This is a genomic window from Neolewinella sp. (assembly GCF_965214665.1).
Taxonomy (GTDB): domain Bacteria; phylum Bacteroidota; class Bacteroidia; order Chitinophagales; family Saprospiraceae; genus Neolewinella.
Genome location: NZ_OZ243970.1, coordinates 918,233 through 932,855, shown reverse-complemented (window position 1 = coordinate 932,855; position 14,623 = coordinate 918,233). Strand labels below are relative to the sequence as shown.

Sequence of the window (14,623 nt, the reverse complement as noted above, 5' to 3'; positions counted from 1 at the left end):
CCGGTCATGGATAATATGAAACTGAAACTCAAGGTCTGGCGCCAGGGCGGCAAGTACGCCAAGGGCCAGTTCGTGACCTACGACCTGGATGGGGTAAACGACCACATGTCCTTCCTGGAGATGCTGGATGTGCTCAACGAAAAGCTTATTAACCTCAAGGAGGACCCCATCGCCTTCGAGCACGACTGCCGCGAGGGCATCTGCGGTACCTGCTCGCTGGTCATCAATGGCTACGCCCACGGTCCGATGCAGCAAACTACGGCCTGTCAGTTGCACATGCGCCACTTCCGCGACGGCGAGACGATCACCATCGAGCCCTGGCGCTCCCGGGCCTTTCCCATCGTGAAGGACCTGGTCGTGAACCGCGATGCCTTTGACCGCATCATCCAGGCCGGTGGCTACATCAGCGTGGATACCGGTCAGGCACAGGATGGTAACGCCATCCCCATCGAAAAAGACCAGGCCAGCCACGCCTTCGATGCGGCTACCTGCATCGGCTGCGGAGCCTGCGTGGCGGCCTGCCCCAATGCGAGTGCCATGCTCTTCACGGCCGCCAAGGTGAGCCACCTGGCGCAGATTCCTCAGGGTAAGGTCGAGGCCGCCAGCCGCGTACAGCGTATGATCGCTCAGCACGATGCCGAGGGATTCGGTCGCTGCTCGAATATCACCGCCTGCGAGGCGCAGTGTCCCAAGGCCATCTCCGTAGAGCACATCGCTCGGCTTAACCGCCAGTACATCGGTGCTAGCCTGGGTAGCGAGAAGGTCGAAATCTAGGACTGCGGCTACCCTGCGGCCGCTTTAGACTACCTTGGCATCAAAGACCGAGATGCATTGGTCTTGCCGGCGGAGAGATAATAGGGATTGAACTAGAATAGCCCGATTACTGCACCTTGAAGTTATAGGAAATCCGTCCGCACTGCTCGGCGGGAGCTAGGGTATTAGCGGCAAAGCGCCACTGCCGGGCATTTTTGATGGCGGCGGCTACCAGGCTAGGATCGGCCGTCGTACTGCCGTTCTGGGTGTAATTGGCCTTGGTTATTTGTCCGTCAGGATTGACGCATACATCCACTACCACGACCCCGGAGGCCTGAGAGTTCTCCCGCACGGGGGGAGAGGCCAGCACACCCCGTCCGCCCAGACCACCACTGACGCGTCCGCTACCGGTAGAGATACCACTGAGGCGGTCGGCATTCGGATCGCCGTCGTTCACGCCCTGGTTACCGGGCTTACCGGTATTCCCGTTTCCGCTACCAGTACCGAAGGAGCCACCGAGTTGTCCCTTTAGCGCATCGGCTTCCGCTTGTCGTTTGCGTTCGGCTTCTGCTTCGGCGCGGCGGGCGGCCTCGGCGGCATCGGCCTGCCGTTGGCGTTCGGCGGCTTCGGCCTGTTCGCGGCGGCGCTGTTCGGCGGCCTCCTGTTGTTCGCGGCGGCGCTCGGCCTGGCGTTCGGCTTCCTCGCGGGCCTTTTGCTTGCGCAGCGCGATGGCGGCGGGGTCTTCCGTTACGACGACCTCGCGTTGCTGTGGCTTAGGTTCGGGCACGGCGACGGGTGGGGGGGGCGGGGCCGCGGGTACGGGCGGCGTGGGTTTAGGCACCGGATCGGGCCGCGGTGTAGTGGGCGCTGCGGCATTATCATCCCCCTGTCCCGTATCCACGAAACCCAGGTTCACCAGGATACCGGGTTGACCGGGCGGCGGGTTTTGGTAAGAAAACAGGTTGGCGATCAGTAACATAATCACCAGGACCAGTGCAATGAAGGCGGCAACCTTACCTACCCGGTCGCCCCGGAGTTCGCTTTCGCTGAGTGTCGAATCCATAGCATCGTATCGTTTGCGCTCGGTAACCACAACCGTGCTACGGCGCGCTTTATTTTATTGTACCTGCGTCCCCGCCCCGTATGTTCTGGCCGCGTGGTAGAGCCAGGCGATAAGGACGAACTGTAGCAAGAGCCGAAAGATAGCGATCACCTTACTACCGATGACCGGGCGGGCGCGGGCCAGGTCGATGACGTGTAGGGGTAGAAAGACGAGCATTAGCCCGGCTGCGGCGTAGAGACTGAGCTGGCGGGTGGCGGGAATAAATAGCCCTACACCGATCAGTAGTTCCGCCAGTCCGCCCGCAGCATTAGCCAGCGACTTAGGGAACCAGTCGGGCATGAAGGGGTGGTAGAACTGCGGGTTAATGAAGTGATAAAGTCCGGCCAGGAGGAGTACGGCGGCGAACACATAAACGAGTACGTACATGGCGGACCTATTTATCGACACCCAGCCGGCGGCCGATGACGAGCTCGAGTTGGGTTTCGCTGACGCGGGTATCGAAGCTGTCGCTCTCATCGATACTCGGTAGGTAAGCCGCAATAATGGAAGCATAGACCTTGTGACCGTTTGCCCCGAAGGCCAGCCGACTCCGCACCCGGGCGCTCAGGCGCACGCGCTCGATCTCGCGGTCGCTACCCAGTGGATCGTAATCAATAAAGCGCAGCTCCGGCCCGGCGATGACCAGGGGCGTAACGAACCAAAAGCGACCGAAGATAAAGGTGTAAGCATACCCCACTCCGGCACCCACCTTGGTCTGGGCAAAGCGATTGATGTCGGTACTGCCTACGTCGCGTAGCGGCAGACGGAGACTGTCGGCGGTCAGTACCTGCCGGGCTACGGCACCACCGACCAGGAGAGAGCCGGCACTCTTGAGCTGTCGGTTCCGTACCCGGAAGCTGGAGCGCAGGCTGAAGCGGTTGGAATTAAGAATGCGAAAGCCGTACAGCAGCGCATTGATGAAGCGGATATCTTTTTGGAACACCGGCTCCTCCCCTACCATATCGCGCTCGAAGCCGGTCGTACGGCGTACGTTTAGGTTACCGTACACTTTGTCGCGGTACACCTGTAAATTAACTCCCAAGGATTTGGCATCCCCCAGGTCTGAGCCGGTGCCCAGATCACTTACCGGTATACTAAAGGTGTACCCCAGCCACTTGTACCTACCCCCCAGGCGCAGATCGAGGCTACGGTTGGTGAAGTAGAGTTGTTCCTGATCGGCTACGGAGAATACGGCGGAGTTATCCCGGTAGCGCAGCCCACCGTTGATCCGGCTGAAGTTGCCGAAGGTCTCGACAAAGGTTGAGTCGAGCTGGGCAGCAAGGGGTACACACGGTAGCAGGAGAACACCTAGGAGCGCTACCTGTACCCACTGCCTATTTACCATGCTGTCCATTTAGGTAGTCCAACGCTAGGTTAGTATAAAGTTGTACCCCGTAGGTGAGACTGCGTTCGTCGATCACAAAATCCGGAGTGTGATGACCGGGTGCCTCGGCGGGGTCCATTGCGGGGTCCATTCCCCCCAGAAACAGAAACACGGAGGGCACCTCCTTGGCGTAGAAGGAGAAATCCTCCGCGCCAGTGATGGGGCGGACCAGGTGTACATTCTCCTCTCCCACCGTCGCCTGCACAGTAGGGAGCATGCGGGCGGTCATAGCCGGATCGTTGTAGGTCACCGGGTAGCCCTCGTCGATGGTTACCTCAGCGCTGGCTCCGCCGCTCTCGGCAATGGAGGTAGCCGTCTGGCGGATCCGTTCGAAGATTTCTTCCTTCATCTCCTCATCCAGCGTGCGAATCGTACCGATCAGGGTGACCTCTTCGGGGATGATGTTGCTGCGTACGCCGCCCTCGATTTTACCGACGCTGATCACGGCCGGCTCCTTGGTGAGCTCAGTTTGCCGGGCCACGATCATCTGAAGGCCCACCACGATCTGGGCGGCGGCCGTGATGGGATCGACACCGGCCCAGGGGGTAGAGCCATGGGCCTGTTTGCCCTTCACCTCGATACGGAAGCTATTGCTGGCCGCCATGGCTCCGCCTGGTACGTGACGGCGCCAGGTGATGACCTCGTCGGCCAGCGCATTGGCGCTCTCGGCAGTGGCGGCGTAATCAGTCTGGGCGCAGAGGGGCAGGGTGATACCCATCAGAATAAAGACAAGTAGGTGCATCGGTAGTTATTCGGTTAGGAGACCGAAGATACGATGCGCCTACCGGGCCGGTTTAGCAAACTTTGTCGGCACAGGCCGAGCTGGCAAACGCATCGGGTTTGGCCTTAAACACGAAGCCCATGCCAAGGATGTAGCCCATGGCTTCCTTCAGCGCTACGTTGCTCTGGAAGTGGGGGTCGGTATTGATGTCTGCGTGTACCTCGAGCTCGACGTCGTGGCGGTCCAGGATACCACAGAGGGCGTAGGCAATCTCCACGGAACGGCCTACCTCGAGAATCATGCGCTCGCGCAGGCTCATTCTGGTTTCGCTCTTGTAATTGGCGATGAACATGAAGCCACCCCGCTTCTCCCGCAGGAAGACGATCACGGTGGCAAACTCGACCGTGCCGCCACGTACCTGGCTATCGGTGCCGATACACACCTTGAGGCGGTGCCCGTCGGCGCGCTCCTTGACCACCGTGGCCTCGACGGCCTCCGCGATGGGTTGCTCGATCCGGCGGCCGTCGTAACGGCGCCATTTCATATCCGTTAGAGCCTTAGTATTCATCGGTGCGGCATTTGGGGACTTGCGTAGCGTGAAGGTAACCAATAGCTTAGGGCCGAAAGTTGCCGCAGGGTTAAGTTTCCGACATTTGCCCCGCTTTTGCACCTTCGCCCAATAAACGCTTACTTTACCCGGTATGCGCGAGAGCCAGGAACAACCCACTTCGACGGTCCCCTTCAAGTTCAAGGAGCTGAGGGTGTACAACTCCACGGAGTACCTGTGGGGCAACCACAAGAAGTACCGTCAGGTCTTCGACCGCTTCGAAACGGCCTACATTTACGCCGAGCTCTCGGTATTCAACAAGCGCTTCGACGAGGCCGACTGGTCGCTACACGTCAACCTAAAATGCTTTCGTACGGAGGAAAAGGGCAGGCAGGAAGTATGTAGCCTCACCATCGACAAGGAGGTCAGCAAGTTTGATGCCGTAGTGTACCTGCGCGAGGGCTGGGGCAATCAGAAAAGAGGCTCTTTCTGGAAGGCCGGCACCTACTTCTGGGAGGCCTACATCGACGGCCAGCGGGTGGGCTCCAAGTACTTTTACCTCATCGAGGCGGAAGAAAGCTCGCTGGACAGCGATGACCGGGGGAGCAACCGGAAATCCCGCGTGTGCGATGACTACCTGGAGCTAAACTCGGTCAAGCTCTACGAGGGCCCCTACGACGACGTGACGGCCGACGACCGGGTATACCTGCGTAGTTTTGCCAGCCAGGATACCCGCTACGTTTACCTGGAACTCGAGTTCAAAAACAAGCAACCGGCCCACGCCTGGCAGCTCGAACTGTTCACCAAGTTCTTGAACGAGGCCCGCGAGCTAAAGGGCCACGTAGCCCGCCTGCAGCAGGTAGAGGCCGGGCAGGAACTCATCAAACTCACCGCCGGTTGGGGCGCGGCCACCCCCAACCTATGGCGCGAAAATGCCTACACGGCAGACATTGTCTTCCTGGATAGCCTGATCGCCTCGGTGCCCTTTACGGTAGGGGACGAGGCCCAGGTTGGGTTTCCCGCCGTACTACTACCCGGCCAAAAACGGGGCACCGTACTGGGAGCGGAGCCGGAGGAGAACAGCACCTTCGAGGACATCATGGCCAAGCTCGACGCCCTCATCGGGCTACAGGAGGTCAAAAAGCAGCTGCGGGACCACGCGGTCTACATCCGATTCCTACAGTTGCGGCAGGAGCGTGGATTTGCCATGGATACCGGCATTGAGGTGCACTCCGTCTTCAGCGGTAACCCCGGTACGGGAAAAACCACGGTAGCGCGCATGATGGGCCAGCTATATAAGAAGATGGGCCTGCTGAGCCGGGGGCACACCGTGGTGGCCGACCGGGTCGATCTGGTGGGGGAATACATCGGTCAGACTGCCCCCAAAACCCGGGAGGTCATCGAAAGCGCCCGCGGCGGGGTACTCTTCATCGACGAGGCCTACGCCCTAGCCCGCAGCAACGACGATGGTAAGGATTTCGGCCGCGAGGTCATCGAGATCCTCGTCAAGGAGATGTCCAACGGCCCGGGCGACCTAGCCGTCGTAGTAGCCGGCTACACGGAGGAAATGAGTCGGTTCCTGGACAGCAACACCGGACTTAAATCGCGCTTCAAACACCACTACGAGTTTCGTAACTTCCTACCGCAGGAACTTAGTCAAATTGCGGACTACGCTGCCGAGCAGCTCGGGGTACATCCTACCCTGGAGGCCAAAGCCCTACTGGACGAGACCATCACGCAGGCCTTCCGCAGCCGCGATCGCTCCTTCGGCAATGCGCGCTACGTGCACGACCTGCTGGAAAAAGCCAAGGTGCAAATGGCCCTGCGACTGATGTCCCGCGACGAATCCGGCACTTCGCATACCGACGACGCCCTGAGTACCATTCAGCTAGCGGACGTGCGGGCCATCAAATCCATTCGCAGCACCGAACGGCCCGCCATACCCGTAAACGAAGCACTACTCGCTGCCACCCTAGAGGAATTGGATCAACTAGTGGGTATGGAGAGCGTCAAGAGCCAGTTGCACGAGCTGGTACGTCTAGTACGGTACTACCGCAAGACCGGCCGCGACGTGCTCAACGCCTTCCAGCTCCACACGGTACTGGTCGGTAATCCAGGCACCGGCAAAACTACCGTAGCCCGTATCCTGGCCCTACTCTACAGCGCCCTCGGCATCCTCGAACGCGGACACATCGTCGAGACCGACCGACAGGGCCTCGTGGCAGGCTACGTGGGGCAAACGGCCGAAAAGACCACCAAGGTAATCGAGGAGGCGATCGGCGGGGTACTCTTCATCGACGAGGCCTACGCCCTGACGCAGTCCAGTACCTCGCAGCGCGGCGATTTCGGGGACGAGGCCGTACAAACGCTGCTAAAGCGTATGGAGGACCAGCGCGGTGAGTTCTTCGTCTGCGTGGCCGGCTATCCGGACAACATGGAGTCCTTTCTGAAGGCTAATCCGGGGCTAAGCAGCCGCTTCGACAAGATTCTGCGCTTTGAAGATTACAGTGCGGAACAACTCCTGGAGATCGCCGACCGTATGTTTCGCCAGCAGCGGGCGCAGCTCACCGCCTCGGCCCGCACCCACCTGGAGAGCTACCTGCGGTTCCTACATAAATTCCGGGATGCCTACTTCGGCAATGCCCGTACGGTGCGGCAGTTGGTGATCGACATCCTGCGCCGCCATGACCTACGCAAGGCCGAAGAGGTAGCATTGGGGGGAAAACCCCCTTCGGTAAAGATCCTAAAGGTGGACGTCGAACACCTCAAACTTGATACCCGGGAGCTGTCCATCCAGCGTAAACGGATCGGCTTCTAGCCTAAAATTCGGTAAATACCGATTCGTCCATCTCATCGGTCACTGCGATGTTGCCCAGTTGGAAGCGGCCTCCACGATCGCCACTCAGCATGATCCCATCGTACTCCCGGTAGCCGTCGTAGGGGGTTTCCATACTGGGCTCGGCATCGGCGGCATCGCGGAAAAACTGCCAGGTATTGATGCGGTAGCTGTCCTGGTCGACAAAGAGGCGGTAGCGGTTGCCCGGGGTGTCGCCCACGTCACGAAAGGTGAGCTCGAGTACCTCGGAGGGGCGGTTTTTAAGGGGATCGGTTTGCTCCCCCACGTACTTGAGGGTGACCCCGCTGTCCTTCAGCTTAAAGGGCTGCACCAACCAGTAGCTATCGTTGATGAACATGGAATTAGCGGACTGTAGGTAGAGCGAGAGGCTATCTGGGTTAGTCATCTCCTCCCCCTCCTTCCGCACGGCCCCCGTAAGGTCGTCGTTGCTGTAGTCGAGCAGGTACACGATATCCTTATCCGGCACCTCGATGCGCACGCGCTGTTCTTCCTTATCCCAGGTGAGGGTACGCACGTTGAAGAAATTCCAGGTAAAGAAGCGGGCGTCGTCGTAAGCCCGCCGGCCCCCGTGGTACTTGACGACGCTGTCGGCGATGGCGATGGCCCGCGCATCGGAGCCCGCAGCGTCGAAGCCGTCGGCCGGGGGATTGTCGTCCTCCAGAGGTGTTGTAGTTGGCGTACTTCCCGTGCTGCCCCCCGTGGCGGGATTGGTTTGGCAGGCGGCAAGCAGCAATAAACTGAATACTAGGGTGGTGTAGTGCATGTTCATGCAGGCCTTAACGGCAAGCTACCTGAGTAGTTCGGCCTCCAGGTAGACTGGCTGGTGGTCACTGAAGCGGAAGGCCTGATCGATGGTCTTGAGTTGCCGCAACCGAATGTCCGGGCTAGTAAGGTAGAAATCGATGAGGCTGACCTGGCTCCGGTGACGGTCGAAGACATCGTCACTTCGGCGTACCGTGGCCATGCCCGGATCGTAGGCCCATGTCCACCCCGGGGGTAGAAAGTCGAAGGCAATGCCGGGGGGCAGTTGGGTTTCCTCCACGGTCGGATTAAGGGAAAACCAGTTGAAGCCCGGGGGAAGCTGATTCCAATCCCCCCCCACGATGACGTAACGGCCCGCCGCATAGTCCGTCAGTACCCGCTCGCGCAGGTAGGCCATCTGCTGCCGCCGCACGGCCCCATCCTCGTCGTAGGCCGAAAGGTGGACGTTGTACAGGGCCAGTTCCTTACCCCAACTGGTGGGGAACACCTGCCGTAGGGCGCAGCGGTCCAGCTGAAACAGTCGCGTGGGCCAGGGAAACTCCCCCGGAAGTTGGAGCCGCTCGGCCGCGGCGGGCTGGTAACGACTCAGGGTCACGAGTCCGCTCTGCACCGCCCCGTAGTGATCCCAGGGCTGAAAGATCGGCAGCGGTACCCGTCTGACCTGAAAGTTTGTAGCGTAGTAGGCTACGTAATTCGGCAGGGTCTCGCGGGCCTGGGCCAGCTCATTGATGTAGTAGCTCCGACGGCTGGCACTATCTATTTCCTGCAGTAGCCAGATATCGGTCTGCGTATTCTGCAGCGTGAGCTGCTGTCCGGCTACGTAGCTGTCCACGTGCTCCCGCCTTGCCCTGGCCTTGCCCAGCTCGGTCCAGAAAAAATCGCCGCGGTTGTAGTACCAGTATTCCTCGGCCCCCAGTCCGCCGTAGCCGACGTTCCAGGTAGTGAGGGTTAGCAGGCTATCCTGGATCACCTCCGGCGCGCCCGCCGGGGCGTGACTGGGCGGTAAGACGGTGGCACCCCGGGGCTGCCAGTCGGTCACGGTTCCGTACACTAATAGCCCCCCCACGTAGAGTAGCAAGAGCAGAAGCGGCCAGCGCAGGAACTTCCACATACGACGCATGGTGCAAAAGTACGCGGCAAACCTTTGCTGCCTTCCCGCGTACCCTACACCATGAAAATAGCCCGCATTCCCTACGCCGAAGTACCCCAGTTTTCCGCGCGCGACGTTGCCTACGCTACCGGCTGGGAGGACCTGCGCCCCTTCTATAAGTACCCCGTCACGCTGGACGCCTTCGCTGACGTGCTGCGGGACCGTGCTGCCCAGCCGACCGACCGGGACCTTCTAGTGGATGAATTGGAGCGGCAGTACGCGGCGCTCTCCACCGGTGTTGCCCCGCCAGCCGCCCTGCAGCACCTGCGTTCGCGGCAAACTTTCACGGTCATTACGGCCCACCAGCCGGCTCTCTTTACCGGACCGTTTTACTACATCCTCAAGATTTGCTCCACCATCAATCTGGCGCGGCAGCTGCAGCAGCGCTACGCTGACTACACCTTTGTACCGGTGTTCATCACCGGAGGGGAAGACCACGACTTTGCCGAAGTCAACCACACCCAGGTGTACGGTAACCGGATCGAGTGGCAGACCGAAGCGGGGGGACCGGTGGGGGCCATGTCGACCGATACGCTCGCCCCGGCCCTGGCTCAGTTGAAGGACATACTCGGTGACCGGCCGACGGCCACGGAGATCTATGAGATCATCGAGCGCACCCACACCCAGCACGCTACCTACGGGGCGGCGTCGGTGGCGCTGGTGCACGAGCTGTTTGCCAAGTACGGACTGGTAGTGGCCGACATGAGCCGCCCGGCCTTCAAACGTGCCTTCGTGCCCATCATGGAGCGCGAGCTGTTCGACTCGGTGAGCCAGCCCCTGATCGAGGAGGCGCAGCGCCGGCTGGAGGCCCTGGGGTACAGCGGTCAGGCCCACGCCCGCGAGATCAACCTGTTCTACCTCAGCCCGGGGCGGCGCGACCGGATCGTGCGCGAGGAGGGCGCGTATCGGGTACTGGATACGGAGCATTGCTTCACGGAGGAGGAGCTCCGGCAGCAGCTACACGAGCACCCGGAACGCTTCAGTCCCAACGTGGTGATGCGGCCACTGTACCAGGAGCTTATCTTTCCGAACCTGGCCTACGTCGGCGGGGGTGGTGAGTTGGCCTACTGGCTGGAGCGCAGGGCACAGTTTGACGCCTTCGGCCTTAACTTCCCGATGCTCGTGCGCCGTAACTCCGTACTCTGGATCGACGGCGGTACCCAGCAGAAACTGGCAAAGCTGGAGCTAGATTACCGCAAGCTCTTTCGTGATGCCGACCTGATCATCCGTGACTACGTGGCCGAGCAGTCGGAGCACGAGCTGAGTCTGGCCGAGGAGCTCGGCGCGCTCCAAACTCTGTTTAAGGGCATCGCCGAGAAGGCCGAGCGCATCGATCCCACCCTGGCCAAAGCCGTACTGGGGGAGCACGCGCGGCAGGCCAAAACGGTGGAGAATCTGGAGGGCCGCCTGCGGCGTACCGAAAAGCAGCGGTTCGAAACGGCCATGAATCAGATCCGCGCGCTACGCGATAAGCTTTTCCCCGGGGGTGGTCTGCAGGAGCGGTACGACAGCTTCCTTAACGTCTATTTGCAGGAGGGCGAGCAGCTCTTCGAGGGCTTGATCGAACAGCTCGATCCGCTACAGGAGGGGCTGGTGGTCATTCAACCCTAGCCCAGTACAGTACCGGGCGGCAGGGCCACCCCGCGCAGGAAATCTTCGGTGCCCATCCGCTTGCGACCGGCCAGTTGCAGTTCCAGCACGTCCAGGTAGCCGCCGCGGCAGGCTATACGGAGGTTGGTTTTATCTTCGGTGAGCACTACTGTACCGGCTGCTAGCTCGTGCTCACCCAGCATGACCCGACAGCGGATGATCTTCAACTGGGTATTGTTCAGGGTGGTGTAGGCGGCGGGCCAGGGGCTTAGTCCGCGTACGAAATTATGTACCTCCCGCACCGGCCGGTCGAAGTCGATCCGGCACATCTCGCGGCTCAGTTTCGGGGCGGGCGTGGCGGCGCTATCATCCTGCCGTTGCAGCGTGTAGTTGCCCGATTCGATAAGGCGCACGGTCGCCAGCACCAGTTCGGCACCCTCCAGCATCATGCGATCGTGTACGTCGCCGGCCGTTTCGTTCTCGCCAATCGGCATGCGGTGCTGTAGCAAAATATCACCGGTATCGATGGCCTCCTGGATAAAAAAAGTCGTGGCGCCGGTCTCGCGCTCCCCGCGCATCACCGCCCAGTTGATCGGGGCCGCGCCACGGTACTTCGGTAGCAATGAACCGTGTAGATTGAAGGTACCCAGCCGGGGCATGGCCCACACCACCTCGGGCAGCATCCGGAAGGCTACGACGATCTGTAGATCGGCCCGCAGGGCTGCCAGCGCCTCGGCAAACTCCGCGGCCTTCAGGCTTTTGGGTTGCAGCACGGGGATGCCCAGTTTCTGTGCCGCCTTTTTCACCGGCGATTCTAACAGTTGCTTACCTCCCCGCCCGCCAAGTTTATCCGTAGCCGTCACCACCCCCACCACCGCGTAGCCCTCCTGCATGAGTCGGCGCAGGGAGGGCACGGCAAAGTCCGGAGTCCCCATAAAAACGATGCGAGGCTTAGGGTCAGTCATTCGGGCGGGGCCGCAGGTGCAGCTTACGTGGGAGGCGACCGGCGAAGATAGCCCCAGCCGCTACTTTGGCCGTACTTTATGCCCCCTCACCGCGAGTACACCGACTATGCAAGAATTCCACTGGACCAACGAGCAGGGCCACCGCATCTATGCCGTAGACTGGGATACGCCCAACCCGCGGGCGGTGGTGGGCATCATCCACGGGCTGGGGGAACACTGCCGGCGCTACGATGCCCTGGCGGCCTTCTTCCACACGCACCGGGTGGCAGCAGTGGGCTACGACCGGCAGGGCTTCGGTCGCAGCGAGGGGCAGCGGGGGCACGCGGCCAGCTATACCCACTACCTGGACGGGGTGGCGCAGTTGCTCGTGCAGTGCCAGCGGCGGTATTCGGAACTGCCGGTGTTTTTGTACGGACAGAGCATGGGCGGACAGCTGCTGCTCACCTACCTGATCAAACGTAAACCGCGCATCACCGGCGCCGTAGTGACCTCTCCCCACATCGCTACCGGCTTTAGGCCGAACCCGCTGGTCGTAGGGCTCGGTAAACTACTGCGGCGGGTACGGCCCAGCCAGACGCTCGACAATCAGTTGGACCTGACCCGACTGAGTCGGGATCCGGAAGTACAACGAGCGTACACGGCCGACCCGCTCAATCACCAGCGCCTCAGTGCCCAGGTCGGCCTGGACCTGCTCGAACGGGCGAAGTTTTTGCAGGACTATGCCGGTGGGCTGACCGTACCGACGCTACTGCTGCACGGCAGCGCCGATGGCATCACGGCCCACGACGCTACGGAGGCCTTCGCCACGCGCAATCCGGCCGGCGTACACTGGCGTAGCTATCCCGGTTTCTACCACGAGCTACACAACGAGCCCGGGCGGGAGGAGGTGCTCGGTGACATCTGGACGTGGATGGAAAACTTGCTGGATACCACGACGGATGCCAGGGCAAAGTGAAATTTCCTAGCCGCACCGGTCCAGAGAGGATCGTGGCGTAAAACGGCGGCAGCTGCTTACGGCGTGCACACGGTATCCGCGGCGACCGCAGCAACCGTGATTTAGATACTCAGCTTAGGGATGTACTGTGCTCGGGGAGTAGTCCCGATCAGTGCTACGGCGCTGCGGCGAGCGGCACAATTCCGTCGAATGCCCTAGCTTGGTACCAACGACACTTACCCCATCTTCGAGGAGCTACTTTACTCCTATTTGATTTTGTACCTATTTGTAAGCTAGTGCGAATAGGTAGGCTTTTGCTGAACGATGAGAGACCTGAGCGAACTCACTGCGCTCGTAGACACGACTATTTCCCTGTGTACCCACGACGATATACCTGCTGAGGCCGAAGCCCTCAAACTTCTGGACCTGCTGCGACAGCATCCCACGGTGGATGGGGCTACCGCGGCGGCTCATTTTGGACTGAATTGCGCATCGGTTGAGTTTGAGGAGCTTAAGGACCGCCTAAAGGTTAAACTCCTGGATGCCGTTACCTCCCTGGAGCATCCCGGTCTAGAGGCCCACCGGCGCGATCGGGAGTTTAGCTACGTCTGGAAGGTAATCGCGGTAGGCAAACAACTGCGCAAGCGCGTTGGCAGTGGCGTGCTCCTACCCTATCTGGAGGATGCCTACCGCCGGGCGGAAGAGTTCGAGTTTGTGGAGGCGGCCTATCTGTGTGCCGTGATGCTACGCCGACAGTACACCAACCGGTACTACGACGCGGAGAAGTACCAGTACTACCGCGAGCGCTCTACCTATTATCGCCGCGTAGTACGGGATTACCAGGACATTGTGACGGCCATCAATGACGTCTTCTACCTGCGTAACGCCCAGGCTCCCACCCAGGAAATACGGAAACTCGCTGAGGAGTCCCTTGCCCGTCACACGCACTGCGTGGCGGACTACAACATAACGATGATCTCCTATTTGGTTTTCCTGCTGGAGGTGAACCTGTACCTAGTGGAGGATGAGTACGCGGAGGTAATCCGGGTATCCACTGCGGCGCTACAGTACCTGGAAGCCCGCCCGCAGTCACTACCCACGATGTACCAGGTCTTCGAGGCCAACCTCGCCGTAGCCTACGCCCAGCTCAATGACTACCGCAACGGGATCATCTTCGCCCAGCGCATGCTAAGTAAGACCAACATCGGGGAGCATAACTACTTTAAGGTTTACGAGCTCATGCTCATCCTGGCGCTGCGCGCCGGTAAGTTTCAACGAGCCTACGAGATCTACCACAGCATTGACAAGGAAGCGCTGGAATCAAATATGGCCAGTTATTACCGTGAGACCTTCCGTATTATCGAGGCGTACCTCTTCTTGCTCGTGAAGATGGGTCAAGTTAAACCAGCCATCGGTGACACCACCTTCTGTCGCTTTCGCATCAAGCGGTGCCTCAACTCCTTCGAACATGCCCCCCAGGAGAAGGGCCACCGCAACGTCCACCTGCTCATCATCCAACTAGTAGACGATATCGTACAGCGCCGCCACCTGCAGTCCGCCCTGTCAATCGAGGCGGTGGGCAAGTACGTCCAGCGGTACCTAAGGGGTAAGGGCTACGAGCGGATCCGCTACTTCCTCCGGGCACTCGCCCAACTCTCCGAGCAGGGCTTCCACCGCGCCGCCGTCGAACGCCACACCGGAAAGTACATTCGCGCCATTGCCCGCTACCCCCTGGAGGAGTCCAAACTAGAGTACTACATGGAGCTCATTCCCTACGACCTGCTGTGGAAGCTGCTCGTGGAGGAGCTTGGCTACAAGCGCATTAAACTGCGGCGGCAAAAGGCCTAAGCTGTTGAAA

Annotated in this window: 13 protein-coding genes; 5 read left to right on the top strand and 8 right to left on the bottom strand. The window is 60.4% G+C overall.

Translation table 11 applies throughout. The annotated features are described in order from the left end of the window. The first annotated feature begins 6 nt into the window (after positions 1–6). On the top strand, positions 7–774 hold the full coding sequence (locus ACOOHD_RS04250; RefSeq protein WP_420460326.1) for a succinate dehydrogenase/fumarate reductase iron-sulfur subunit: 768 nt from the start codon (positions 7–9) through the stop codon (positions 772–774). Between the two features lie 106 nt (positions 775–880). Here the strand turns inward: ACOOHD_RS04250 and ACOOHD_RS04245 are convergent, their stop codons facing one another. Genes ACOOHD_RS04245 through ACOOHD_RS04225 form a run of 5 tightly spaced genes read right to left on the bottom strand, consistent with a single transcriptional unit; the run spans position 881 to position 4,504 of the window. Continuing rightward, on the bottom strand, positions 881–1,816 hold the full coding sequence (locus tag ACOOHD_RS04245) for a hypothetical protein (protein WP_420460325.1): 936 nt from the start codon (positions 1,814–1,816) through the stop codon (positions 881–883). 54 nt (positions 1,817–1,870) lie between these two features. Then, the gene (locus tag ACOOHD_RS04240; protein WP_420460324.1) at positions 1,871–2,242 is read right to left on the bottom strand and encodes a hypothetical protein; all 372 of its coding nucleotides are present in this window, start codon (positions 2,240–2,242) and stop codon (positions 1,871–1,873) included. A 7-nt stretch (positions 2,243–2,249) separates the two neighbouring features. Next, positions 2,250–3,200 carry a DUF4421 family protein gene (locus ACOOHD_RS04235; RefSeq protein ID WP_420460323.1) on the bottom strand — a complete coding sequence of 317 codons (951 nt, stop codon included), beginning with the start codon at positions 3,198–3,200 and terminating at the stop codon, positions 2,250–2,252. Then, a complete protein-coding gene (locus ACOOHD_RS04230) occupies positions 3,190–3,981 on the bottom strand; it encodes a M20/M25/M40 family metallo-hydrolase (protein ID WP_420460322.1) in 792 nt (263 codons plus the stop codon). The genes ACOOHD_RS04235 and ACOOHD_RS04230 overlap by 11 nt, the downstream gene beginning before the upstream one ends. A gap of 52 nt (positions 3,982–4,033) precedes the next feature. Beyond that, positions 4,034–4,504, bottom strand: a complete 471-nt coding sequence (locus tag ACOOHD_RS04225; RefSeq protein ID WP_420460321.1) for a ribonuclease H-like YkuK family protein — start codon at positions 4,502–4,504, stop codon at positions 4,034–4,036. 157 nt (positions 4,505–4,661) lie between these two features. On the opposite strand from ACOOHD_RS04225, the gene ACOOHD_RS04220 reads away from it, so the two are divergent. Next, positions 4,662–7,325: an AAA family ATPase gene (locus ACOOHD_RS04220; protein ID WP_420460320.1), complete on the top strand. Its 2,664-nt coding sequence runs from the start codon at positions 4,662–4,664 to the stop codon at positions 7,323–7,325. 1 nt (position 7,326) lies between these two features. Here ACOOHD_RS04220 and ACOOHD_RS04215 read toward each other — a convergent pair whose 3' ends face one another. Together ACOOHD_RS04215 and ACOOHD_RS04210 are read right to left on the bottom strand one after the other, a co-directional pair. Continuing rightward, on the bottom strand, positions 7,327–8,127 hold the full coding sequence (locus ACOOHD_RS04215; RefSeq protein ID WP_420460319.1) for a hypothetical protein: 801 nt from the start codon (positions 8,125–8,127) through the stop codon (positions 7,327–7,329). Positions 8,128–8,151: 24 nt separating this feature from the next. Beyond that, positions 8,152–9,246: an endonuclease/exonuclease/phosphatase family protein gene (locus ACOOHD_RS04210; RefSeq protein ID WP_420460318.1), complete on the bottom strand. Its 1,095-nt coding sequence runs from the start codon at positions 9,244–9,246 to the stop codon at positions 8,152–8,154. A gap of 51 nt (positions 9,247–9,297) precedes the next feature. Here ACOOHD_RS04210 and bshC point away from each other — a divergent pair, with 51 nt between their 5' ends. Then, positions 9,298–10,887, top strand: coding sequence for a bacillithiol biosynthesis cysteine-adding enzyme BshC (gene bshC / locus ACOOHD_RS04205; RefSeq protein ID WP_420460317.1), 1,590 nt, complete (start codon positions 9,298–9,300; stop codon positions 10,885–10,887). Here bshC and fmt read toward each other — a convergent pair. After that, positions 10,884–11,801, bottom strand: coding sequence for a methionyl-tRNA formyltransferase (gene fmt, locus ACOOHD_RS04200; protein ID WP_420460316.1), 918 nt, complete (start codon positions 11,799–11,801; stop codon positions 10,884–10,886). The genes bshC and fmt overlap by 4 nt on opposite strands. Before the next feature lie 136 nt (positions 11,802–11,937). Here fmt and ACOOHD_RS04195 point away from each other — a divergent pair, with 136 nt between their 5' ends. Further along, a complete protein-coding gene (locus ACOOHD_RS04195) occupies positions 11,938–12,786 on the top strand; it encodes a lysophospholipase (RefSeq protein ID WP_420460315.1) in 849 nt (282 codons plus the stop codon). A gap of 303 nt (positions 12,787–13,089) precedes the next feature. Next, complete coding sequence (locus ACOOHD_RS04190) at positions 13,090–14,613, top strand: hypothetical protein (RefSeq protein WP_420460314.1); 1,524 nt, start codon at positions 13,090–13,092, stop codon at positions 14,611–14,613. The last annotated feature ends 10 nt before the right edge of the window (positions 14,614–14,623 follow it).

What these genes read in the sequence shown, in the direction of transcription:
- ACOOHD_RS04250 (WP_420460326.1), top strand. Translation starts at nt 7, where the DNA reads ATGGATAATATGAAACTGAAACTCAAGGTCTGGCGCCAGGGCGGCAAG.
- ACOOHD_RS04245 (WP_420460325.1), bottom strand. Translation starts at nt 1,816, where the DNA reads ATGGATTCGACACTCAGCGAAAGCGAACTCCGGGGCGACCGGGTAGGT.
- ACOOHD_RS04240 (WP_420460324.1), bottom strand. Translation starts at nt 2,242, where the DNA reads ATGTACGTACTCGTTTATGTGTTCGCCGCCGTACTCCTCCTGGCCGGA.
- ACOOHD_RS04235 (WP_420460323.1), bottom strand. Translation starts at nt 3,200, where the DNA reads ATGGTAAATAGGCAGTGGGTACAGGTAGCGCTCCTAGGTGTTCTCCTG.
- ACOOHD_RS04230 (WP_420460322.1), bottom strand. Translation starts at nt 3,981, where the DNA reads ATGCACCTACTTGTCTTTATTCTGATGGGTATCACCCTGCCCCTCTGC.
- ACOOHD_RS04225 (WP_420460321.1), bottom strand. Translation starts at nt 4,504, where the DNA reads ATGAAATGGCGCCGTTACGACGGCCGCCGGATCGAGCAACCCATCGCG.
- ACOOHD_RS04220 (WP_420460320.1), top strand. Translation starts at nt 4,662, where the DNA reads ATGCGCGAGAGCCAGGAACAACCCACTTCGACGGTCCCCTTCAAGTTC.
- ACOOHD_RS04215 (WP_420460319.1), bottom strand. Translation starts at nt 8,127, where the DNA reads ATGCACTACACCACCCTAGTATTCAGTTTATTGCTGCTTGCCGCCTGC.
- ACOOHD_RS04210 (WP_420460318.1), bottom strand. Translation starts at nt 9,246, where the DNA reads ATGCGTCGTATGTGGAAGTTCCTGCGCTGGCCGCTTCTGCTCTTGCTA.
- bshC (WP_420460317.1), top strand. Translation starts at nt 9,298, where the DNA reads ATGAAAATAGCCCGCATTCCCTACGCCGAAGTACCCCAGTTTTCCGCG.
- fmt (WP_420460316.1), bottom strand. Translation starts at nt 11,801, where the DNA reads ATGGGGACTCCGGACTTTGCCGTGCCCTCCCTGCGCCGACTCATGCAG.
- ACOOHD_RS04195 (WP_420460315.1), top strand. Translation starts at nt 11,938, where the DNA reads ATGCAAGAATTCCACTGGACCAACGAGCAGGGCCACCGCATCTATGCC.
- ACOOHD_RS04190 (WP_420460314.1), top strand. Translation starts at nt 13,090, where the DNA reads ATGAGAGACCTGAGCGAACTCACTGCGCTCGTAGACACGACTATTTCC.